Raw genomic sequence first — 23732 nt, 5'->3', positions numbered from 1 at the left:
TTAAAAGACTTATAAAATGAAACATAATTTACATAAAATATTTATCTGTATAGTTTTATTAACCATAACACAAGTTGGTTATAGTCAATTAAGTGACTTACACTTCCTTCCGCCATTAAAACAGGATGCTAATAACCAAGCTATTCAGCAACAAACCATCTATTTATCTACACCAGAAACTTCAAGTTTTAATGTAAAGATCTATAAAGGAACTAGTACTACAGCAGTTGCTACTTTATCTCTATCAAAAACAACTCCAAAAACATACAACCCAGGTAACGGAGACAACAATATAACTTTAGTAACCAACGCAAACACAGGTATCGTATTATCTAATAGCGGGTTACGTTTCGAATCTGAAAATGGTGAAAAATTTTATGTAAACTATAGAGGTAGATCTGCTTCACAAGCAGCTTCAATTACCTCTAAAGGTAGAGCAGCCTTAGGTCAGAAATTTAAATGGGGAGGCGCTCCTATTGAAGCGAACCATAAAACAATGAGTGCTACATTAGGTGTAATGGCTACTGAAGACAATACCTCGATAACAATAAGTGGTTATAATACAGAGTGTAAATTTAGAGCTACAAGTACTGTTGATGGTATTACTGACAACACTATAAATATTACATTAAATAAAGGACAGTCTTATGTTCTTGAAGCTGCAAAAGATGCTACTACAGCCAATATAGACGGATGGATTGGCGCTTCTATTGTGTCTGATAAAGATATTGCTATTAGTAACGGAATGTTAAATTTTGGTGTAAATGCCAATAGTCAAGCTAGAGATGCTGGTGCAGACCAGCCTGTACCTGAAGACAAATTAGGAAAAGAATACGTTTTTGTACGTGGTAACGGAGGTTCAAGCAATGAGTTTGTGATTATCATAGGAACCCAAGCAAACACAGAAATCTATGTAAATGACGAAACCACTCCTTATGCTACAATTGGTGTAGGAGAATATGCAGAAATACCTTCTTCTAAATATTCTGGGACTTCAAGTGGTGAAAATATGTTTGTTTCATCAACAAAAGACGTTTATGCATATCAAGTTCTTTCAGGAGATACATCTATTATAACGGTAAGTTTAAATTTCGTTGCTCCCGTAAACTGTTTATTGCCTGACACAATGGATCAAATTTCTAATATTGAAGATATTTCTGGAATTACAGCTTCTGGAGGTTTATATATTATAGCATCAACTACAACACCAAACTCAGCTATTGAAGTTTATAATGGTGCTGACGGTACTACTCAAATTAATTTACCTACAGAAAAAACTGTTGCAGGTTCATCTGACTGGAAAACGTTTTATATTACAGGTCTTACAGGAAATGTATCTGTAAAGTCTACAGGTCCAATAGCTGTTGGGTTTTTAGGTTTTAATGGAGCTAGAGGTATTGCTGGTTATTTTTCTGGTTTTGATACCGTACCTGTTACTGAATTAGCTATAACCGGTGGAGGCTGTTTGCCAGATGGAACCATTGAGGTAGTAACTAAAAATTTTGAAACCTATCAATGGTATGACAATGGTGTTTTAGTACCTGGTGAAAACGGACCTACATATACCCCAACAACATCTGGAGATTATTACGTACGTGTTTCTAAAGGAGGTTGTACCTATGATTCTCAACCAATTTCTGCTTATTATTGTAACCCAGATATCATTATTAACAAAACTGCTGATAAGACTGAAGTTATGGAAGGAGAAAACATTACTTTTAAAATTATAGTAGAAAGTAAAGGTGTTAATCCTGTTACAAATATTAACATTTCAGATGTAATGCCTAATGGCTTAACAGTTGTTAGTGCAAGCCCAAGTACTGGTTCTTGGACAGCTCCTAATTGGACATTAGGAGATATTACAAGTGGCCAAGTTGAAGCAATTACAATTGTAGCAAAAGTAGATCCAATGACAGGAATTAACTCAATTGCCGCTACAACAAATACAGCCACAAATACGCAAGATCAAACAGACAATAATATCACCAGTGATGCTCCTTCTGTTTCTTTTAACATCTTAAGAGATTATGATGGAGATCTTATAGCAGATATATATGATATTGATGATGATAACGATGGTGTTCTAGACACTACTGAAGGAAATAACGACACCGATAACGATGGTATACCAAATCAATTAGATTTAGATTCTGATGGTGATGGTTGTCCAGATACTATTGAAGCTAGTGTCCCTGCGGTATTAGAAAGTGCAAACGTAATTAATAATACCACTACAAATACTGCAGATGCTGTAATAAACATTTCAAATAACCCTGTTGGAAGCAATGGATTAGCGGCTAGCTTAGAAACTAATGATAATACTACAACCCCTATAAACTATACATCAACCTACAATACATATGCGTTAGATAAAAATACAAATGTATGTGGAATGGCTATGATTACACAAATATATCAAACAAACACAGAACGTTGGATAGAAATTACCAACAAGCATGCTGCAAATATTGTTGCACCAAATGCAGCTATTATTGCACTCTTTAAAAACACCTCTGGAGATCAAACAGATAATACGCCAACTGCTTTTATCTCTAACACAAATGCTATTAACCCGGGTGAATCTCTATTAATATCTGCAGGAACTGTTTCTAATAAGCTTTCTACAGCTTCTGAAATAGTTGATACAAATGTTACAGATTTTGATGATGCCAATGATATTATAGCCTTAACTAGAATATCTAACACGAATGCTTGGGCATCAAGGATTGATGTGATAGCATCTATAGAAAACAATACAAGCTATGTGCGTATTGATGAAGTTTCTGCACCAAATAAAACTGCAGATACAACAGAATGGGTTGCTTTTATAGACGATGACATTATTACCTATTCAGATGACGCAAATGATAATACTATAGAACGTCATGCACACGATCCTTTATTATCTGAAATAGCTACAGCTAATGATGAAGCCAATATAAAACCAGGTTTACATAGATTTCAATTTACAGACAGAACTACCGTATTAGGTAGTAGTGTTTGGACAAACGGATACCCAGATAGATCTAGAAATGTAAAGGTTTCTGAAGATTATAATCATACAGGTAAGTTAAGTGCTAGAAAATTAGAAGTTAAAGAAAGTAGTATTTTTACAATTACAGATAACCTATTAGTAGTTACAAATGAAATAATTATTAAAGATACAAACGATGAAATACGCTTAATTAGTTCAGACAATACTAATAAGGCACAGTTAATTCAAACGCATAAAACAGCATCTAAAGTTACTGGAAACGGTAAATTATTAGTAGACCAAAACTCTACAGTACCAAGTAAGTACAGATACAATTATTTAAGCTCCCCTGTACATACTCTTAATGCTACAACATTTACTATAGAAGATGTTTTAAAAGACGGCACAATACCAACCTCTGCAACTTCTACAATTACAGACATTAACTTTGTGAGTGGTTATGATGGTAATACCACATCTCCTATTTCTATAGCAGATCATTGGATATACACATATGCAACAGGATCTAATGGAAGATCTGGTTGGTCTCATAAATACAAAAGTGAAACAATTTCACAAACCGATGGATTTACTTTTAAAGGTCCTGGTGCTGCACAAAATTATACTTTTGTTGGTACTCCTAAAGACGGAGAATTAACAACAACTATTAATGCAGGAGACTCTTATTTAGTAGGAAACCCGTATGCATCTGCAATGAGTAGTAAAAAGTTTATTCAAGATAATTTAGACGTTACGAACGGTAGTTTATATTTTTGGGAACATGTAGGAGAAGAAAGCTCTAGTAATGGTTCTGAAGGACATAATTATGGTGGATACGTTGGTGGATATGCTGTTAGAAACTTATCTGGAGGCGTTGCTGCAAACAGTGTAGTTGACAATAATAACAGTAATAATGGCACACCTACTTTAGGTAGTGGATCTTATACAGAGCCAAAAGCCTTTATAGCAATCGGTCAAGGTTTTTTTATACAAGGAGATGATGTACTTTCTGGACCTATTGTTTTTAACAACAGCCAAAGGGAATATGTACAAGAAGGAGCAAATTCTTATTTCTTTAAAAGTGAAAATAAAAAATCTGCTGCTAAAACAAGCCTTACAAATACATTACCAATTATTAAATTAGGAATGAGTTATACAAATGATAATAACTTTAATCTACATAGACAATTAGCCATTTCATTTAAAGACAATAACTCTTTTGATTTTGATAAAGGATATGACACAGAAATTTATGATGTAGGAACTACTGATATCTATTGGAAGTTTCCAAACTCTGATGAAAAATATGTAATTACTGGTGTACAAAGTATTTCTGAAGAACTAGAAATCCCTTTAGAGTTGGTTATTTCTAAGGACGGACAAGTAACAATTAGCATTGATGAATGGAATGCGATTGACAGAAACGTTTATATTATAGATAAATTAACAAGCACCTCTTATTTACTTAATGATGAAAGTATTGTTTTAACACTTGCAAAAGGAACCTACACAGACCGCTTTGTACTTGCTTTTTCTGAAACTACTAAAAGCCAAGTATTAGGGATAGAAGATGCAATTTTAGAGAACAACGTTTCTATTTACTTAGATAATAACTCCAAAGAATTGGTAATTGATAACAACAGTAATTTAGAATTAAAAAAGGTAACTTTATTTAATTTATTAGGTCAAAAAGCGGCTGAATGGAATACTATTGAAACCAATACAATTCAAAATAGATTGAAAATTAATACTATTTCTGAATCTATTTATATTGTAAATATTGCTACAGAAAAAGGGAATATTAGTAAAAAGATATTAGTAAAATAAATTTTCTATAAAATATTTTTGATTGAATATTTAAAACCACGTTTTCATAAAAGAAAACGTGGTTTTTTTTTATGAAAATATTATAATGTGAATTATAAAAAAAGACATTTAAAAACCTCTTTTTTACCCCCTTTTTTATTTTATTCAAATTTTGATAAAATACTTGCAGCTAAAGCAACAAATTCATCATTTGTTAATTTTACTTTTTGGCTAAATTGCATATCTGCCATTGCGTTTGTTGGTACTAAATGTACGTGTACATGTGGCACTTCTAAACCAATAACACTCATACAAAATCTTTTACATGAAACTGCTTTTTCTAAGGCTTCTGCAACTCGGTAAGAAAAATCCATAAGGCTTAAATAATCTTCTTTAGATAAATCGAATAATTTGTTTTCTTCCTTTTTTGGAACTACCAAAGTATGACCTTTGGCATTTAGATTGATATCTAAAAAAGCAATATAATTATCGTCTTCTACAGCTCTTTTAAAATAAAGTGCTATCCTCATATAAAAGAAGTAACTAACTGTATATCTACCTTATAAAGTAAAATCAATTAATAATATTCTAAAGTATTTAAGCCTTTATCTTACAATAACTTATATTATTATTATATTAGCATTATTATAAAATAAAACACTCTAAATCCCCCCAAAATGAGAGAAAGTTTATATAAAATAGTTATCAGTATTATTTTATTAACCATAACACAGGTTGGTTATAGCCAATTAAGCGATTTACACTACCTACCGCCATTAAAACAGTCTGCTAATAACGCAGCAATTCAGGAACAAACCATCTATTTATCTACACCAGAAATTTCTAGTTTCGATGTAAAAATATATAGAGGTACTAATACTACAGAACTTGCTACTTTATCACTATCAAAATCTACCCCACAAACCTATTCTCCAGCCTCAGGAGACAATGATATAACCCTAGTAAGTGATGCACACACAGGAATCGTGTTATCTGATGGAGGCTTACGTTTTGAATCTGCAAGCGGAGAAAAATTTTATGTGAATTACAGAGGAAGATCTGGAAGCCAAGCAGCTTCAATTACCTCTAAAGGTAGAGCTGCTTTAGGTCAAAAATTTAAATGGGGAGGCGCACCAATTGAATCCAGCCATAGTACTGTTAATGCAACATTAGGTATTATGGCTACAGAAGACAATACCTCGATAACAATAAGTGGTTACGATACAGCTTGTAGGTTTAGATCTCCAACTGCAATAGACGGCATTAGTTCTAGCACTATAAACATTACATTAAATAAAGGGCAATCTTATGTACTTGAAGCAGCTAAAGACGGTGCCGCAGCCAACATTGATGGTTGGATTGGTGCATCTATTGTATCTGATAAAGACATAGCCATCAGTAACGGAATGTTCAATTTTGGTGTCACTAATAGAGGAGCTAGAGATGCTGGTGCCGACCAACCTGTACCAGAAGATAAATTAGGTAAAGAATATATTTTTGTGCGTGGTAATGGAGGATCCACTAATGAGTTTGTGATCATTATAGGAACGCAAGCAAATACAGAGATTTATGTAAATGATGAGACTTCGCCTTTTGCTACAATTGGTGTTGGAGAGTATGCCGAAGTACCCTCTTCTAAATATTCTGGTACCACTGCAGGTAAAAACATGCACATAGCAACTACAAAAAACGTATATGCCTATCAAGTTATTTCCGGAGCCGATCATCCTAATACAGTAGGTTTAAATTTCGTAGCCCCAGTAAACTGTTTATTACCAGATACCATGGATCACATTTCTAATATAGAAGATATTGCTGGACTTCCAGCATCCGGAGGTTTATTTATTATAGCATCAACTACAACACCAAACTCAGCTATTGAGGTTTATGACGATGCTACTCAAATTACTCTACCCCTAGAAGAAACTGTTTCAGGTACTACCGAATGGAAAACATTTTATATTACAGGACTTACAGGAGACGTTTCTGTAAATTCTACTGGCCCCATAGCTGTTGGGTTTATAGGCTTTAATAGTGCTAGAGGAATTGCCGGGTATTTTTCTGGATTTGACACTGTACCTGTTACAGAATTAGCTGTTACAGGTGGAGGTTGTTTACCAGGCGGTACTATTGAAGTCGTTACTAAAAATTTTGAATCTTACCAATGGTATGATAATGGTGTTTTAGTACCAGGAGCAACAGACCATACATACACCCCTACAACATCTGGAGATTATTATGTACGTGTTACTAAAGGAGGTTGCTCATATGATTCTCAGCCAATATCTGCTTACTATTGTAACCCAGATATTGTGGTAACCAAAACTGCCGACAAAACCGAAATTCTAGAAGAAGAAACCATTACTTTTAAAATTACAGTAGAAAGTAAAGGTGTAAATGCGGCTACAAATGTTAATATCTCAGATGTTATTCCTAATGGTTTAACAATTACTAGCGTAAGTACAAGTATAGGTTCTTGGACAGCTCCTAATTGGACTGTAGGAGACCTTATAAGCGGGCAAGTAGAAACCATTACAATTGTAGCAAAAGCAGATGCAATGACAGGTATTAGCACTACTTCTGCTAAAGTAAACACAGCTACAAATACACAAGATCAAGTAGATGATAATACCACTACAGATTCACCATCTGTTTCTTTTAATGTTTTAAGAGATTATGATGGAGATGGCATCGCAGATATTTATGACATTGATGATGACAATGATGGTGTTTTAGATGTTGATGAAACAGGAACAGGCGGATTAAATCCATTAGCAGATGATGACAGTGATGGTGTACCTGCTTATTTAGATGACGATGATGCTAATGCAGCTATTGGAGATGATGATACTGAAGTACAATCCATTTTTGACCAAGATAATGATGGTATACCAAACCATTTAGATTTAGATTCTGATGGAGACGGTTGCCCAGATGCAATAGAAGCAAATGTGCCAACTACATTTAAAGAAGCGCCTGTAAGTAATTTAGATACAGATAATACAACAACCATAATAACCAATATAGCAAATGCAGTTATAGATACTACACAAGACCTAGTTGGTGCCAATGGATTAGCAAATAGCTTAGAAGATGTAGACACAGATGCAGCAGTCATCAATTACTCATCAATGTACACTACTTATGCTTTAGATGCAGCATTAAAAGCTTGTGGTATACCAATGATAACACAAGTGTATACTAATACTACAGGCACACAACATTGGGTAGAAATTACAAATATAGATGAAAATAATATTGTTGGTATAAATGCAGCAACGTTAGCTTTATTTAAAGATGGATCTGACCCAACAACAGCAACAACTCCTGTAATTTTTGCAAATACAGCAGCTATTTCACCAGGTAATACTATTTTAATTACTAATAATACTAGTAATACTTCGTTAAACAATGCTCTAGGCACACCTATTACTAATGCAAACGTAGTAGATTTTTCTGATGCAGATGATGTATTAGTACTTACCAGAGGTACAGTAAGTAATGCTTGGAACGGAAGAGTAGATGTTGTAAGTGCTATTGCAGACAATACAAGTTACGTGCGTATAGATGAAACTTTAGTACCAAACACAACCTATACAGAAGATGAATGGGTTGCTTTTATAGATGATACTATTATTACGTATTCAGATGCAGCAAATGATAATGCCATAGAACGTCATGCACATGCGCCACTTTTATCTGAAATTGCTAATGCAGATGACGCCGCTAATATAAGACCTGGTTTGCATAACTTTGGACGTACTAGAAGATCAAATACCGCTTGGTCTAGCGGATACCCTGACAGATCTAGAAAGGTCCAAATTTTTAAAGACTTTAGTACTTCTGATAAATTAAGCGCAAGAAAACTAGAAGTTAGAAACAGTATACTTAGTATTACAGACAATTTACTAGTAGTTACTCATGAGGTTGAAATTACAAATTCGACCGATCAAATACGATTAATTAGCTCTGATGACACCAACAAATCGCAACTAATACAAACCCACGAAACAACAGCCAAAGTAACTGGTGATGGAAAATTATTAGTAGATCAAAATTCTACCGTACCAAGTAAATACAGATATAACTATTTAAGTTCTCCGGTAAATACAATTGGAGAAACCAATTTTACGGTTGCTAGTGTTTTAAAAGATGGTACAAACCCATTAGACGCAACCTCTACTATTGGTAACGGAAGCTCTAATATAGCTAAAGAGATTACTTTTGTAGCAGGTTATGATGGTGACTATACAAAATCACCCATAGAAATCGCTGAATATTGGGTATATACCTATGCAGCCTCAGCAGACGGAAGATCTAATTGGTTACATAAGTATAAAGAAGGCACCATTTCGCAAACAGATGGATTCCTACTTAAAGGACCAGGTAGTTTAGATCAGATTACAAATGGACAGAATTATACGTTTGTTGGTACACCTAAAGACGGAACATTAACAACCACTATTAGTGCAGGAGATTCTTATTTAATTGGTAATCCGTATGCATCTGCTATCAGTGCTAAAAAGTTTATAGAAGATAATTTAGAGACCACTAACGGAAGTTTATATTTCTGGGAACATGCAGGTGAAAAAGCTTCTAGCAATGGATCTGAAGGACATAATTTTGGAGGATATATAGGCGGATATGGAGTAAGAAACTTATCTGGTGGAGTTGCGGCAACTAGTGTATCTATCAACAATAATAGTGATAACGGCACACCAACTTTAGGTAACGGTTCTTATACAGAACCAAAAGCCTTTATAGCAATTGGACAAGGATTTTTTATAGAAGGAGACGATGCTGCCTCTACAGGTGCAGATAACATTCAATTTAACAATAGCCAAAGAGAGTATATCCAAGAAGGAAACAATTCTTATTTCTTTAAAAGTGAAAACAAAAAATCTGCAAGCCACACAAATACATTGCCTATTATTAAACTTGGAATGAGTTATACTAATGATGAAAATTTAAACCTACACAGGCAATTAGCTATTTCATTTAAAAACAATAACTCTTTTGATTTTGACAAAGGATATGACACAGAAATTTATGATGTAGGAACGACTGATATCTATTGGAAGTTTCCAAATACTGATGAAAAGTATGTAATTACTGGTGTACAAAGCATTTCTGAAGATTTAGAAATCCCTTTAGAATTAGTAATATCTAAGAACGGACAAGTAACAATTGGTATAGATGAATGGAATGCGATTGACAGAGACGTTTATTTAACAGATAAATTAACAAATACATCTTATTCTCTTAATAGTAAAACTATTGACTTTACACTTGTAAAAGGAACGTATACAGATCGTTTTGTACTTGCTTTTTCTAAAACCACAACATTAGGTGTAGAAGATGCTATTTTAGAAAATAAAGTTACTGCCTATTTAGACAACAATACTAAAGAAATTGTAATTAATAACAACAGTAATTTAGAATTAAAAAAGGTAGCTTTATTTAATTTATTAGGTCAGAAAGTGGCTGAATGGAATACTATTGAAACCAATACAATCCAAAATAGATTGAAAATTAATACTATTTCTGAATCTATTTACATTGTAAATATTGATACAGAAAATGGAAGAGTTACTAAAAAAATAGTAGTAGAATAATTTATTTTAAGAAAAATAAAAACTAATTTCTAATCGTTAAAAATCCTACTATATATAATAGTAGGGTTTTTTATTAGAAGCTATTTCCCGCTTTCACTACTCGCTTTTTTTATACTAAAACAAGTTTAGCATAAAAAAGAGCTCAAACAGACCGTTCAATCAGGGCTAAATTTCTTTGCAAACTAATTGTTTGTAATTTATACAGTATAGTTTTCAAGCAAGAAATCTAATATTTTATAAATACAAAAACCTAAAACCATTCCTATTAACATCCAATAAAAACGTTGTTTTTTGTCCGTTTCTACAATTCGCTTATCTAACAATTCTTCATTATTTTTCAATTCAAGTATAATTTCTTTTTTATCGAATTGTTTATAATTTGATTCTAATGTTAAATCGCTAGATTTTAGTTTTACTTTATGCTTAATTCCAGAAAAAGAGAACTTCTTAGATATTATTTTTCCATTTAACAAAACACTTTCAACTCCAAAAAAAGAATTTAAAAACTCAATTTTATTAGATTCTACAATAAATTCAGCGTATTTCATTTTTAATTAGAGTTATTAGTCTTTATTCAAATTTTGATGAAATACTTGCAGCTAAAGCAACAAATTCATCATTTGTTAACTTTACTTTTTTAGTAAACTGAATATCTTCCATTGCATTTGTTGGTACTAAATGTACATGTACATGTGGCACTTCTAAACCAATAATACTCATACAAACTCTTTTACATGAAACTGCTTTTTCTAAGGCTTCTGCTACTCGGTAAGAAAAATCCATAAGACTTAAATAATCTTCTTTAGATAAATCGAATAATTTGTTTTCTTCTTTTTTTGGCACCACTAAAGTATGCCCTTTTGCATTGGGGTTGATATCTAAAAAAGCAATATAATTATCGTCTTCTGCTACTTTGTAACAAGGAATTTCTCCTTCTATTATTTTTGTGAAAATGCTCATTTTTTTTTTATTGAATTGATTTATAAATTAGATCTAAACTATACTCGACCTGACAAACAGTAGTAAAGGTAAAAAAAGAATTCGGGTTCTAGCAATGCTAAAACCCGAATTTATAATGGAAACTTGTATAAAAAGTCTATTTTTTTTTAAGAAAGCCAAAAAGCCTGCAAAGGAGTGTAGCCCTGATTGAAGTGGCATCCTTTTTTTATTTTTCTTAAAAAAAGATACAACGGAAAGCAGGAAATAGCTTCTAAAAAAACTATCTAGAAATATTTACAATTTCGAATTTCATAATTCCGTTTGGTACTTTAATTTCTGCAACATCACCAACTTCTTTACCTAACAAACCTTTACCAATTGGAGAGTTTACAGACAATTTACCGTTTCTAACATCGGTTTCTGAATCTGCCACCAACGTGTAAGAAAACTCCATTTTGTTTGCTACATTTTTTATTTTTACAATAGAATGAATCAATACTTTAGAAGTATCTAATTGAGATTCATCTATAATTCTTGCACTAGAAATAACATTCTTTAACTTGGCAATTTTAAATTCTAGGTGAGATTGTTCTTCTTTTGCAGCATGGTATTCTGCATTTTCACTTAAATCTCCTTTATCTCGTGCATCTGCAATTTCTGTAGTTACTCTTGGGCGCTCAACTTGCTCTAGTTGCACCAATTCATCTTTCAATTTCTTTAATCCTTCTGCTGAATAATAAGATATCTCGCTCATTTTTTTTTATTTTAATTTCTAACCTCAATTTAATAACTTCTTAATTTTATTAAAAACAAGTTGCTTTTACACTAAAAAAACCCAACACGGGTTTATATTAAAAAATCCCATTGCCCTAACAGGAATGAGATTGAATAACAAATATACAAAATATTTGTAACTTGCTAACGTTTTAAATAAAATGAAACTTTTGTATGATTAAAAAAATAGTATTATTCTGCTGCTCAATGATTGTTTTATCATGCTCAGATAACACACAAATTAATGATTGTTTTTTAGATGTAAATGTCTCTGAAGTTTTAAACACAAGGCTTCCATCATACCAATTGTTAACTATTAATGGTACTAGCAATACATATTCAATTGGTGGTAGACAAATACATATTATTCGAAATAATGCTTCAGATTTTATAGCTTTTGATTTAGAATGTCCAGATAGGAACTGCAATGCACCCCTAGATATTATTACAAATGCACCAATTATAACTTGTACTTGCCATGATAGAAATTATAATTATTTACAAGGTGGAAAACTAATTGGAGAAGAAGGATGTGGCATGTTAATGTACACTGTGAACCTAATTGGAAGTGATGGGGTTCAAATAAGAAATTAAAATTGTAGATTAGTTAAATTGAGTTGCTTATTTTTGCCTAAACACAACAATTCTCAACGTGAAAAACTATTATTCTTCAGATTTTAAATTAGGCGTTCTTGGTGGAGGTCAATTAGGTAGAATGCTTTTAGCAGAAACTCAAAAATTAGACATTCATACTTCTATTTTAGAAACGAATAAAAACGCACCTTGTGCAGAAATCTGTAACACGTTTGTGGTTGGAGATTTATTAGATTTTGATGCTGTTTACAACTTTGGTAAAACCGTAGATGTTTTAACTATCGAAATTGAAAATGTAAACTTAGATGCTTTAGACAAACTAGAGGATGAAGGTTTAACCATTTTTCCGAAACCGAAAGATTTACGCATTATTCAAAATAAAGCAAGACAAAAGAATTTTTATGTAGATCATGAGATTCCTACTGCAGAATTTTCTCATTTTGCGCACTCCACAGAGATTAAACATTCCTATGAAAATAATACGATAGATTTTCCTTTTGTTTGGAAAGCGGCTCGTTTTGGTTATGATGGTAATGGTGTTAAAATTGTTAGAAATATAGAAGATTTAGAATCTTTACCAAATGTTGAATGTATTACTGAAAAACTGATTCCGTTTAAAAATGAATTGGCAGTAATTGTAGCTAGAAACGCTGCTGGTGCAGTAAAAACCTACCCAGTTGTAGAAATGGAATTTCACCCAGAAGCAAACCAGGTAGAATATGTAATTTGCCCTGCAAGAATAGATGATAAAGTAGCAGAAAAAGCGAGAGAAATAGCTTTAAAAGTAGTAAGCGATTTAGATTTTGTTGGTTTATTGGCTGTAGAAATGTTTCAAACCGTAGATGATAAAATCTTGGTAAACGAAGTTGCTCCAAGACCTCATAATTCTGGGCATTATTCTATTGAGGCAAGTTATACCAATCAATTTGAACAACATATACGCTCAATATTAAATCTTCCGTTAGGAAATACAGATAGTAAAGTTGCCGGAATTATGGTAAACTTGGTTGGTGAAGAAGGTTTTTCTGGTGATGTAATTTATGAAAACATAGAAGAAATTTTAAAGGTTGATGGTGTTACGCCACATATCTACGGAAAAAAAGAAACACGTCCTTTTAGAAAAATGGGACATGTTACTATTGTAAATAAAGATATTGAAGTTGCTAGAAAAGTAGCACAAGAGGTAAAAGAAACGATTAGAGTTATTAGTAAAAATAATTAACATCAAACAATCATCAGTTATTAATGATAACTGATGATTGATAATTGAAAAAATATGGTAGGAATAATAATGGGAAGCGATTCTGATCTTCCAATAATGCAAGAAGCAATAGACATTTTAGAGAGTTTTGATATTAAAATAGAAGTAGATATTGTATCTGCTCACAGAACTCCAGAAAAACTGGTTGAATACTCTAAAAATGCACACAAAAGAGGTATTAAAGTAATTATTGCTGGAGCAGGTGGCGCAGCACATTTACCAGGAATGGTAGCCTCTATGAGTCCATTACCAATAATTGGAGTTCCTGTAAAGAGTAGAAACTCTATTGATGGTTGGGATTCTGTTTTATCTATTTTACAAATGCCAGGTGGCGTACCAGTTGCAACTGTAGCTTTAGATGGCGCAAAAAATGCAGGTATTTTAGCGGCGCAAATTATTGGTGCTTCAGACGAGCTTATTTTAAATAAAATAATCGCTTACAAAGAAGAATTAAAATTAAAAGTAAATCAAGCTTCAGAAAGAGTTAGAAAATAATTATTTTTAAAATAAAAAAACTCAGAATTTTATAAAATTCTGAGTTTTTTTATGTCTTTTTTTTATGACTAATCTACAAGCACTATTTTTTTATTTAAGCTTCTATTATCTTGTAGTTTAGCACTTACAATATACACTCCTGATGATAGATTAGAAGTATTCATTTTCTGTTCTCCTTTAAAAGAGGCTACTTTTCTTCCCTGAACATTAAACACAGAAACCTCATTTATATCATCTGCACTATTATTATATGTTGCTATTAATTCTTTTCTTTCATTAAGATATACCAAAAATTTGTTTGCATCCATTTCATATGAATCTGCACTTAATGTTTTTAACTTATTTTTAGTGTAAACAACTTTAAATCTTGTATTATTTTCTCCAACAGCATCAACAGTAAAATTATATTCTGACTGCTTTAAATCTGCAGTAACTCCTTTTTCTGTATCTAATAAATAAATATTGTAAGCTTCTTCTATTTGTTCTTCTTGTATGCCTAAAGAATAATCTCCTAATTCATCTACAACAAACCCTACCCTAATTGTTCTAGTATCCTCTTTTAAAACAGGTAAACCTTGTATACTTGCTTTATGTACATCTTCTACAAACGAGTAAAACCCCATAGATGTCTTCTCTACATCAAAAGGAGCATCATACAACCTATCAAACTTATCTGTTGCACCCTCTAAGAAACCGATCAATAATGTTTTTGTTATATCATTATGATTAAAAGTAAACCAAGAGCGCCCTTGTTTTTTTATACTATTAGCACTAACCTCATTGCTTTTAAGAAATTTAGTATTTAACCCCTCTACTTGATGCGTAGTTTTAAAAGTGATTTTTAAATTAGAATCTGAACTTGTTGTTTTTATGAAGAAACCTTGACCAGAACCTATAACACTATTTACTGTGGGAGTTGAACCACCTGTTTTATTATATTCTATATAATCTGCTTGTCTATTTTCACCTATATGAACAGAATTCTGATCCCAAAGATACATTGTTCCTTCAATTTCACTATTATCTGGATCATTAATAACCAACTCCCAGTCTATTGCTGCAGGATATGGATTTCCTACTAAATTATCTCCACTTGTAGACCAAACTACTCCATCAAAATCTAAACCTTCTAAATTAGACGTATTGTATATATCTACTTCTATATCACCTTCATTAATTTTACCAGAAAAAGTTCTTAATTGCCCTCCAGTACTTTCATTACGAACCGCATATCCAATACCTGTATTAAAATCTGCAGCACCAGTAGCAACCCAATCTGAATTTGAAACACTTGCATCGAACTTATAAATGTTAGATGCATCTGGAAAAACAGTAGCAATATTAGAATCTGAACTAATAACCGGAGAACTCCAATATGAAAAGAATTTATTGCTAGAATACGTTGGAGTAACTTTTTGAATGTTAAATGTACCTGTATTTAAACCAGCTTTTTTTTCTCTTAAAATTAAACTAGCATCATCTAAAACAGTAATAGTACCATTATTTGTTAAATCATAAGAAACTTCCATCGTTCCTCCTGCATTAACCGTTATACTAGCATTAGTATCAACTATTAAATCTCCTACAACAATGTGTGTTGATATTTCTGGGTAATTATTAGAAGTCTGTATTTGTGCTCTTTCTTTTATTAATGAATTTGGCACAATACCTCCAATCCAATTAGAACCCGTATTCCAATCTGTTGATGCAGCTGTTCCACTCCAAATAATTGTAGGAACTGCAGACACCGTTGCTTCTGCAGCAACATCAGAACTATTTAAATAAGTAAATGAATCTCCATCTAAAGCAGCAACCAAATCATTAGTACCAACAGTTGTTACAATGTCTGTCCTATAATCTACAAGTTCTGTAATTGTTCTTACATCATTCCAAACTCTAAACCCCCAAATGTATCCTTTAAAATAATATTCATCGCCACCATCATCATTTGCAATTGTATTAAAACAATACTCAGACATACCAGTGACTGTCCATGTTCCACAAGAAGGGAAACGCAAAGTTTCATTTTTATACCCTAACCTTATTGAATTATGGCTTCCTAACTGATAGCCAGAAATTTGCCCCATTAAAGCACCATCTAAATACCATTTTAAAGCATTATTTGAAGTAGCCGTCATTGGGTTACTAGTTGCATTAGCAGCTATAGCATTGTCAAACACCAATGCCACATGATACCAAGTATTTGATAAAATAGCTTCCCTATAAAAAGTACCATTCCATATTGGTGTATAATCTGTTCTATTATAAGCCCCTACATATAAATAGCCACTTTCTACATATATAATAACAGCTCTTGTACCACCTCCTTCTTTCATTATAACTTGTTTTGTAGAGGAAGTTGCATCTTCAACTTTAAAAGAAGTTTCATAAGTTCTGTTATTAGTTACTGTACTGTTAATATTTGTAGTATTTGGAACTATTACAGTATCATCTACACCATCAAAATATAGACCATCATTAGCTGTCTGTCCATAACTACAATAAGTAATTAAAATTATTATAAAATTAATAAATACGCTTCTCATAATCAGGGGGATATTAAATATTAAGATAAAGGTAACTCTAAAATAAACCTTACTTTGTAAAAATTGGATAAAGTTAATTATTTATTCGGTAAATAGAAGTTTTTTTACTGATTACAAGCATAAAATTGATAGAATATCTATCTTTGATCTTTATATACTAAGAATTCATGAACCCACTTTTACAAGATTTTAATACACCGCCTTTTTCTAAAATTTCTAATGAAGATTACAAGCCTGCAATTAAAAAAGGGATTGAAATTGCCAAAGCAGAAATTGATGCAATTATAAATAATGTTGAACAACCAACTTTTGAAAATACAACGGTTGCTTTAGATTTTTCTGGTGAAAAATTGAATAAAATTACCAGTATTTTCTTCAATTTAAATTCTGCAGAAACGAATGATAAAATTCAGAAAATAGCGCAAGAAGTTTCTCCTTGGTTAAGTGAGTTTAGTAATGATATTACTTTAAACGAAGCTTTGTTTAAAAGAGTAAAATCGGTTTTTGATGCTAAAGAAAATTTAGATTTAACTCCAGAACAAACCATGCTTTTAGAGAAGCAATATAAAAGCTTTGCTAGAAATGGTGCTAACTTAAATGAAGCTGATAAAACAAAGCTTCGTGAAATTGATGCGCAGCTTTCTAAATTATCTTTAAAATTCGGAGAAAACGTATTGGCAGAAACGCATGCTTTTGAACTTCATTTAACTGATGAAAAAGATGTAGCTGGTTTGCCAGAAAGCGAAAAAGAAGCAGCAAAAGAAGTAGCAAATTCTAGAGATAAAGATGGTTATGTTTTTACATTAGACTACCCAAGTTACATTCCTTTTTTAACGTATGCTGACAACAGAGAGTTGCGTAAAAAAATGGCAATTGCTGCTGGTAAAAAAGCGTTTCAAGATAATGAATTTAATAATGAACAAGTTGTTTTAGACATTGTAAACCTTCGTCAAAAAAGAGCTAATTTATTGGGCTATAAAACACATGCTCATTTTGTTTTAGAAGAAAGAATGGCAGAAACGCCAGAAAAAGTAATTGAATTTTCTAACAATCTTTTAGAAAAAGCTAAACCTGCTGCTTTAAAAGAGTTTGAAAATTTAGAAAACTTCGCGAAGAAATTAGACGGCATAGACCAACTTGAAAAATGGGATGGTTCTTACTATTCAGAAAAACTGAAGAAAGAATTATTCGATTTAGACCAAGAAGCTTTAAAGCCATATTTTAAATTAGAAAATGTAATTGATGGTGTTTTTGAAATTGCCAACCGATTATATGATTTAAAATTTGAAGAAATAAATAACATCGACAAATACCATGAAGATGTTAAAACATATAACGTAACAGATGCAAACGGAAATTTTGTATCGCATTTTTATGCTGATTTTCATCCAAGAAAAGGAAAAAGAAACGGTGCGTGGATGACAAGTTACAAATCTCAACAAATTAAAAACGGAATTAACGAAAGACCACAGGTTTCTATTGTTTGTAACTTTACCAAACCAACCGCAACCAAACCGTCTTTATTAACGTTTAACGAGGTTACAACGTTGTTTCATGAATTTGGTCATGCACTACACGGAATGTTAGCAAACACAACCTACAATAGCTTATCTGGAACTTCTGTTTCTTGGGATTTTGTAGAATTACCAAGTCAGGTTTTAGAAAACTGGTGTTTCGAAAAAGAAGCGTTAGAATTGTTTGCAAAGCATTATGAAACTGGAGAAGTTATTCCGATGAAATATGTAGAGAAAATTAAAGAATCTGCAAGTTTCCATGAGGGAATGCAAACCTTACGTCAGCTTAGTTTTGGTCTTTTAGATATGCAATGGCATGGACAAGATCCATCAGAAATTACATCAATCAAAGAATTTGAAAACGCAGCTTTTGCAAACACAAAATTATATCCTGATGTTGCAGAAAACTGTATGAGTACTGCTTTTTCTCATATTTTTCAAGGAGGATATTCTGCAGGATATTATTCTTACAAATGGGCAGAAGTTTTAGATGCAGATGCTTTTGAGTATTTCTTAGAAGAAGGAATTTTTAACAAAGAAGTTGCAACTAAGTTTAAAGACAATATACTTTCTAAAGGTGGAACAGAAAAACCTATGGAATTGTACAAACGTTTTAGAGGAAAAGAACCAAAACCAGATGCGCTTTTAAGAAGAGCAGGTTTAATTTAATATTCAATTTTCAGTCGCAGTTTTTAGTACATTATTTACTAAAAACTACGACTGAATATCTTTTACTTTCTTTCCATTTATACTTTACAACAAGTAGTTAATATAATACGTACATTTTTCTAACTTCCTTAAAAAAAGTTAAGTCATTTTGCCAACTTAATTGTATTTCTTCGAATGACAAACCTGCTTCAATTTGCTCTTGTAATTCTTTTGTTCCCGCTAATTTTAAAAAGAATTTATTAAAAAACTTTTCTTTATCAGCTGTTTTCGCATAAGATTCTATAAGCCATTCTAAATTTAAACTGCTTAATTTTTTATGAGTTCGCAAATCTGTACCAAAACAAACTTCTCCTTCATGCTTTGGATGTTTTGCCCCAAAATTAGGTTGTGGCGTAAAACTAAAGTCAAAAGATTCTTTTGCTAAAAAAGGCGAGCCAAAAATTTGAAATTGCATTTCTGTACCTCTACCTGCACTAACATTTGTCCCTTCAAAAAAACACAAACTAGGATACAAATTAATAGATTTTGCATTTGGTAAGTTTGGTGAAGGCAGTATTGGTAAATCATACTCAGAATTATGTGTGTAATTCTTTAAAGGAATTACTGTTAGATTACATTGAATTCCGTTTTCCAACCATTTTTCACCATTAATCATTTTTCCATATTCTCCAATTGTCATTCCATAAACTGTAGGAACCGGATGCATCCCAACAAAACTTTTTGCTTCTTCTTCTAACATAGGACCATCAATATAATGCCCATTAGGATTTGGTCTATCTAGTACTATAAGTGGAATATTTAATTCTGCACAAACCTCCATAACATTATGTAAAGTAGAGATGTACGTGTAAAAACGTACTCCAACATCCTGAATATCAAACAGTATTACATCCAAACCTTTTAAGTGTTCATGAGATGGTTTTCTGTTTGCTCCATATAATGAGATAATTGGTAAGCCTGTTTTAGCATCAATACCATCTTCTACATGTTCACCTGCATCTGCTTTACCTCTAAAACCATGTTCTGGAGCAAAAACTTTAGTAATCTCCACATCTAAAGAAACTAAAGAATCTACCAAATGAACATTTGTATCACCTTTCAAAATAACACTTGTTTGGTTGGCAACAATACCTACTTTTTTACCTTTCAATAAATCAAAGTACTCTGCTGTTTGATTAGCAGCAACAATAATTTTAACATCTTCTTTTACTGCTATCATGCTAGCTTTTTCTGTTTGCTTTTCTTTGTTAGGCTTAGCATTGCAGGAAACTAAAACAAGAGATAATAGTATAATTAAATTTTTCATGATTGTAAATTATAAAGATGATTTTAAAATTTTTAATGTTGCTTGTTTACCCGATTCATCAATAATTTTTAAAAAGTACACTCCATTTGAAAAATTAGAGATATCAATAGCTGTTTTTTGCAAACCTACTTCTTTAACTAATTCCCCTAAAGTATTATAAACCCCAATTTTAGCGAATTTTATATTTTTTTCATTTGAAATATTAATAATGTTATTGGTAGGGTTAGGGTACACAGATATAATATCATTCAAATAAGAATGAACATTAGCCGTTGAGCCAAATTTAGTATTGATTAATTCCCAAAGCTCTGGTCTTGTTCCATCATAATTTAAAGCCCAAATACCAACACCTCCTAAATTATTTTCTATTGCCAAATCGTATTTTTTTGAAATACTCAATTCATTATCTGCCCAAATCTGATTCCAATTTACACCATCATTCCAAGTGTACCACGGAACCTCAAAATCACTGTTCCATATCCAACCTCCATAAGCACTTGCATCTATAGAAGTGTCTTTATACCTGGTTGATTTAACATGAGAAACTGTTGCAGATTCAGAAACATTTGTTGCGGTTTTCCAATGTTGACCATAATACGGAATTGCCATCACTAACTTTTCTGGATTATTTGTAACAGGCACTTTATAAGTTCCGGTTTCTACGGTTCTTTTCACAAATCTTTTCCAAGAAGTGTGGTGTGTTAAAGGAGCTACTGGCCCTGCATTGGCAGATGAACCAGACGTATAATCGTATGCCATTATAATTAAATAATCTACACTATCTACTAAATCATCCATAATCCAACCTCCCCAATTTACTGCCGGACCATCAAAAGAAACTTCTTTCCCTGGTAATTCTTGATGAATATAAGCCGTTAAAGCAGCCATAAACGTATTTAACTCAGCACCTCTGTGCGCACTTGCTATTCCTTCAAAATCGATATTAACTCCATCTAAATTATACGTTTCAATTAAATTTTTAACATTGGCGAAAAAAATATTTTTCTTACTTGTATTTGTAAACAACTCCCAAGCCACTGCATCTGCACCGTCTGCTCCACCAAAATTTACAACAGTCATTATCACTTTTGTACCTGCTGCATGTGCTGCATTAATTTCTGTTGTCCAAGGCCAACCTGGAGGTGTAGAAATAGCTGCATCTAATTGTACTCTAAAATCAAAACAGGCCAAATGCGTTAATAAATTATATTGAATATTATTATGTGCTCCACTACTTTGCTCCCAATAAGGTAAAAAACCAAAAACTTTTTTTGATAATGCTTTTGCGCTTTTGCTTTGCAAAGGAATAATTTCTGAAACAATTTTACTTAAACTTTTTTGATGCTTGGCAGAACCACCAAACTCTTCTGCTTGTAATTCATGAATTCCTTTCTTAATAATTTCTTGAGATAAAAGGTTATTACAAGAGAAAAAGATAAATAAGGAAATTACTGTGAAATGTAATAATTGTTTCATAATTCTTGGTTTTAAGTTAGTAGTTTTAGTTTTTTACAATATGAATCTGTCTTAAGTTATTTTTATTTTAAAATTTCAATTCCTACACCAGCAATAAACTCATCATTTAGCGATGCTGATAATTTTCCTTTTGTATCCTTATTCCCGATAATTATTTCGGCAGATACACTTTGAGCTATATCCGTGTTTTCATAAGAAATAATAGCTGCTTCTATATTTTCGAAGTCTAAATTCTCTAAACTATATTGACTTGCAAATACATCTAAAACAACCTTGTTACTTTTTGCTATTTCTTCTATTTTTAATTTATCCTCATCAGATATTTTTTTAGTCAATCTGCTATTTAATCGATGGTAACTAACGATTACTTTATCATAGGTTTTAAGTTTTTTAAGCAATTCTGGTTGTTTTAAATCAGAAAAATCATCTACTTTTAAGTGTGATTTTAAAGCATTTAAAAAAGAAGCAGAATTTCCATCACCTAAACCTACAAATGCTATTTTTTCATTTCCATCCTTTTTAATAGGAAGAATTTCATTATTCTTTAAAGCAGTAATGGCATCTATAAAAACAGCTTCGTTTAAAACATCATTTGTTTCATCGTTTAAATCGCTAATAAGATTTTCTATTTCAATAGGTTTAAAATTATTTAAATCAACATCAAATTTTGATGCTAGAATTTTCTTTACAGAATGTGCTAATCTTTCTTCAGTTACCTCCTTATTATTATAGGCTTCTATAATTTTTGAAATTCCTTTAGAAACATCTTCTCCCATTAATAAAACATCATTCCCTGCTTTAAATGCCGCTAAATCTACATCACCTGGTTCTTTAAAAGTAGATACTCCTTTCATCTCTAATGCATCTGTAAATATTAACCCTTTAAACTGAAGTCTTTCCTTTAAAATATTAGTTACAATTTCATGAGATAAAGAAGAAGGTAGACCGTCGTTTTTTTCTAAACTCGGTACATTTAAGTGACCAACCATTACACCAGCCATATTGTTTTTGAATAATTTTTTATACGGATACATTTCTACTGAATCTATTCTTTCTTTAGAAAGTGTAACAGTTGGAAGCGTTTTATGAGAATCTTTATCTGTATCTCCATGTCCCGGAAAATGTTTTGCACACGCCAATACATTCTGACTCTGCATCCCTTCTGTATAAGCCAATGCTTTCTCCGTTACGTTATATTTATCTTCAGAAAAAGAACGCACACCAATTATTGGATTTTTAGAATTTGTATTGATATCTACCACAGGAGCAAAATTTATATGAACGCCTAAACGACTGCAGTGTTCGCCTATTTTCTCACCAACCTTCATCACTAAATCATTGTCTTGCACAGCACCTAACGTCATGTTATACGGAAATCTTACCGTGCTATCTAAACGCATATTTAACCCCCATTCTGCATCCATTGCAATTAACAAAGGCACTTTAGATGTAGCTTGATATAAGTTTGTTTGCTTTGCCTGTCTTACTGGTCCTCCTTGAAAAAACACCAATCCACCAATGGCGTATTCTTTAATTAATTTATTAAGAGAATCCGTATGTTTTTGATCTTTATTAGAATAGGCTGCAATCATAAACAATTGACCAACTTTTTCTTTTAAAGTCATTTTATTATAGATGCTATCTACCCATTTTGTTCGTTCTATATCTTCTGATGATTTGTTTACCGTTTGTTTTTTATCGCAACTTGAAACAACGAATAATAAGACTAAGAGTGTAGTAATTAATTTTTTCATTTTTAGTAA

At 32.0% G+C, this 23732-nt stretch carries 14 protein-coding genes; 6 read left to right on the top strand and 8 right to left on the bottom strand.

From position 1 onward, the window contains the following. The first annotated feature begins 16 nt into the window (after window positions 1–16). Window positions 17–4801 carry a T9SS type A sorting domain-containing protein gene (locus H0I29_RS08120; protein ID WP_218755038.1) on the top strand — a complete coding sequence of 1595 codons (4785 nt, stop codon included), beginning with the start codon at window positions 17–19 and terminating at the stop codon, window positions 4799–4801. A gap of 140 nt (window positions 4802–4941) precedes the next feature. On the opposite strand, the gene H0I29_RS08115 is transcribed toward H0I29_RS08120, so the two are convergent. Beyond that, window positions 4942–5310: an HIT family protein gene (locus tag H0I29_RS08115; protein ID WP_218755037.1), complete on the bottom strand. Its 369-nt coding sequence runs from the start codon at window positions 5308–5310 to the stop codon at window positions 4942–4944. A gap of 147 nt (window positions 5311–5457) precedes the next feature. On the opposite strand from H0I29_RS08115, the gene H0I29_RS08110 reads away from it, so the two are divergent. Next, window positions 5458–10395 (top strand): T9SS type A sorting domain-containing protein, encoded by a 4938-nt coding sequence (locus tag H0I29_RS08110; RefSeq protein WP_218755036.1) that lies wholly within the window; start codon window positions 5458–5460, stop codon window positions 10393–10395. Window positions 10396–10592: 197 nt separating this feature from the next. On the opposite strand, the gene H0I29_RS08105 is transcribed toward H0I29_RS08110, so the two are convergent. The 3 genes from H0I29_RS08105 to greA form a co-directional block, all read right to left on the bottom strand. Further along, window positions 10593–10943, bottom strand: coding sequence for a hypothetical protein (locus tag H0I29_RS08105; protein WP_218755035.1), 351 nt, complete (start codon window positions 10941–10943; stop codon window positions 10593–10595). A 22-nt stretch (window positions 10944–10965) separates the two neighbouring features. Next, complete coding sequence (locus H0I29_RS08100) at window positions 10966–11355, bottom strand: HIT family protein (RefSeq protein WP_218755034.1); 390 nt, start codon at window positions 11353–11355, stop codon at window positions 10966–10968. 259 nt (window positions 11356–11614) lie between these two features. Then, window positions 11615–12088, bottom strand: coding sequence for a transcription elongation factor GreA (greA, locus tag H0I29_RS08095; RefSeq protein ID WP_068449307.1), 474 nt, complete (start codon window positions 12086–12088; stop codon window positions 11615–11617). A 227-nt stretch (window positions 12089–12315) separates the two neighbouring features. Here greA and H0I29_RS08090 point away from each other — a divergent pair, with 227 nt between their 5' ends. From H0I29_RS08090 to purE, 3 genes are read left to right on the top strand one after another with little or no spacing between them, the layout of a single operon-like run. Then, a complete protein-coding gene (locus H0I29_RS08090; RefSeq protein WP_218732306.1) occupies window positions 12316–12702 on the top strand; it encodes a Rieske 2Fe-2S domain-containing protein in 387 nt (128 codons plus the stop codon). 58 nt (window positions 12703–12760) lie between these two features. Next, on the top strand, window positions 12761–13924 hold the full coding sequence (locus tag H0I29_RS08085; protein WP_218755033.1) for a 5-(carboxyamino)imidazole ribonucleotide synthase: 1164 nt from the start codon (window positions 12761–12763) through the stop codon (window positions 13922–13924). Between the two features lie 54 nt (window positions 13925–13978). Beyond that, window positions 13979–14458: a 5-(carboxyamino)imidazole ribonucleotide mutase gene (purE, locus tag H0I29_RS08080; protein WP_068449301.1), complete on the top strand. Its 480-nt coding sequence runs from the start codon at window positions 13979–13981 to the stop codon at window positions 14456–14458. Window positions 14459–14526: 68 nt separating this feature from the next. Here purE and H0I29_RS08075 read toward each other — a convergent pair whose 3' ends face one another. Continuing rightward, window positions 14527–17004, bottom strand: a complete 2478-nt coding sequence (locus tag H0I29_RS08075; RefSeq protein ID WP_218755032.1) for a T9SS type A sorting domain-containing protein — start codon at window positions 17002–17004, stop codon at window positions 14527–14529. A gap of 167 nt (window positions 17005–17171) precedes the next feature. On the opposite strand from H0I29_RS08075, the gene H0I29_RS08070 reads away from it, so the two are divergent. Then, window positions 17172–19187 (top strand): M3 family metallopeptidase, encoded by a 2016-nt coding sequence (locus tag H0I29_RS08070; RefSeq protein ID WP_218755031.1) that lies wholly within the window; start codon window positions 17172–17174, stop codon window positions 19185–19187. Between the two features lie 97 nt (window positions 19188–19284). Here the strand turns inward: H0I29_RS08070 and H0I29_RS08065 are convergent, their stop codons facing one another. The 3 genes from H0I29_RS08065 to H0I29_RS08055 form a co-directional block, all read right to left on the bottom strand. Then, window positions 19285–20493 (bottom strand): exo-beta-N-acetylmuramidase NamZ domain-containing protein, encoded by a 1209-nt coding sequence (locus H0I29_RS08065; RefSeq protein WP_218755030.1) that lies wholly within the window; start codon window positions 20491–20493, stop codon window positions 19285–19287. A 9-nt stretch (window positions 20494–20502) separates the two neighbouring features. Further along, a complete protein-coding gene (locus tag H0I29_RS08060; protein WP_218755029.1) occupies window positions 20503–21969 on the bottom strand; it encodes a glycosyl hydrolase family 18 protein in 1467 nt (488 codons plus the stop codon). A gap of 62 nt (window positions 21970–22031) precedes the next feature. Next, complete coding sequence (locus tag H0I29_RS08055; RefSeq protein WP_218755028.1) at window positions 22032–23723, bottom strand: glycoside hydrolase family 3 protein; 1692 nt, start codon at window positions 23721–23723, stop codon at window positions 22032–22034. Window positions 23724–23732 lie beyond the last annotated feature (9 nt).

The sequence above is a fragment of the Polaribacter sp. R2A056_3_33 genome, from assembly GCF_019278485.1.
Lineage (GTDB): Bacteria > Bacteroidota > Bacteroidia > Flavobacteriales > Flavobacteriaceae > Polaribacter.
Note: the sequence above shows the minus strand (reverse complement) of the source record. Positions and strands in the feature narration are given on the sequence as shown.

What these genes read in the sequence shown, in the direction of transcription:
- H0I29_RS08120 (WP_218755038.1), top strand. Translation starts at nt 17, where the DNA reads ATGAAACATAATTTACATAAAATATTTATCTGTATAGTTTTATTAACC.
- H0I29_RS08115 (WP_218755037.1), bottom strand. Translation starts at nt 5,310, where the DNA reads ATGAGGATAGCACTTTATTTTAAAAGAGCTGTAGAAGACGATAATTAT.
- H0I29_RS08110 (WP_218755036.1), top strand. Translation starts at nt 5,458, where the DNA reads ATGAGAGAAAGTTTATATAAAATAGTTATCAGTATTATTTTATTAACC.
- H0I29_RS08105 (WP_218755035.1), bottom strand. Translation starts at nt 10,943, where the DNA reads ATGAAATACGCTGAATTTATTGTAGAATCTAATAAAATTGAGTTTTTA.
- H0I29_RS08100 (WP_218755034.1), bottom strand. Translation starts at nt 11,355, where the DNA reads ATGAGCATTTTCACAAAAATAATAGAAGGAGAAATTCCTTGTTACAAA.
- greA (WP_068449307.1), bottom strand. Translation starts at nt 12,088, where the DNA reads ATGAGCGAGATATCTTATTATTCAGCAGAAGGATTAAAGAAATTGAAA.
- H0I29_RS08090 (WP_218732306.1), top strand. Translation starts at nt 12,316, where the DNA reads ATGATTGTTTTATCATGCTCAGATAACACACAAATTAATGATTGTTTT.
- purE (WP_068449301.1), top strand. Translation starts at nt 13,979, where the DNA reads ATGGTAGGAATAATAATGGGAAGCGATTCTGATCTTCCAATAATGCAA.
- H0I29_RS08075 (WP_218755032.1), bottom strand. Translation starts at nt 17,004, where the DNA reads ATGAGAAGCGTATTTATTAATTTTATAATAATTTTAATTACTTATTGT.
- H0I29_RS08070 (WP_218755031.1), top strand. Translation starts at nt 17,172, where the DNA reads ATGAACCCACTTTTACAAGATTTTAATACACCGCCTTTTTCTAAAATT.
- H0I29_RS08065 (WP_218755030.1), bottom strand. Translation starts at nt 20,493, where the DNA reads ATGAAAAATTTAATTATACTATTATCTCTTGTTTTAGTTTCCTGCAAT.
- H0I29_RS08060 (WP_218755029.1), bottom strand. Translation starts at nt 21,969, where the DNA reads ATGAAACAATTATTACATTTCACAGTAATTTCCTTATTTATCTTTTTC.
- H0I29_RS08055 (WP_218755028.1), bottom strand. Translation starts at nt 23,723, where the DNA reads ATGAAAAAATTAATTACTACACTCTTAGTCTTATTATTCGTTGTTTCA.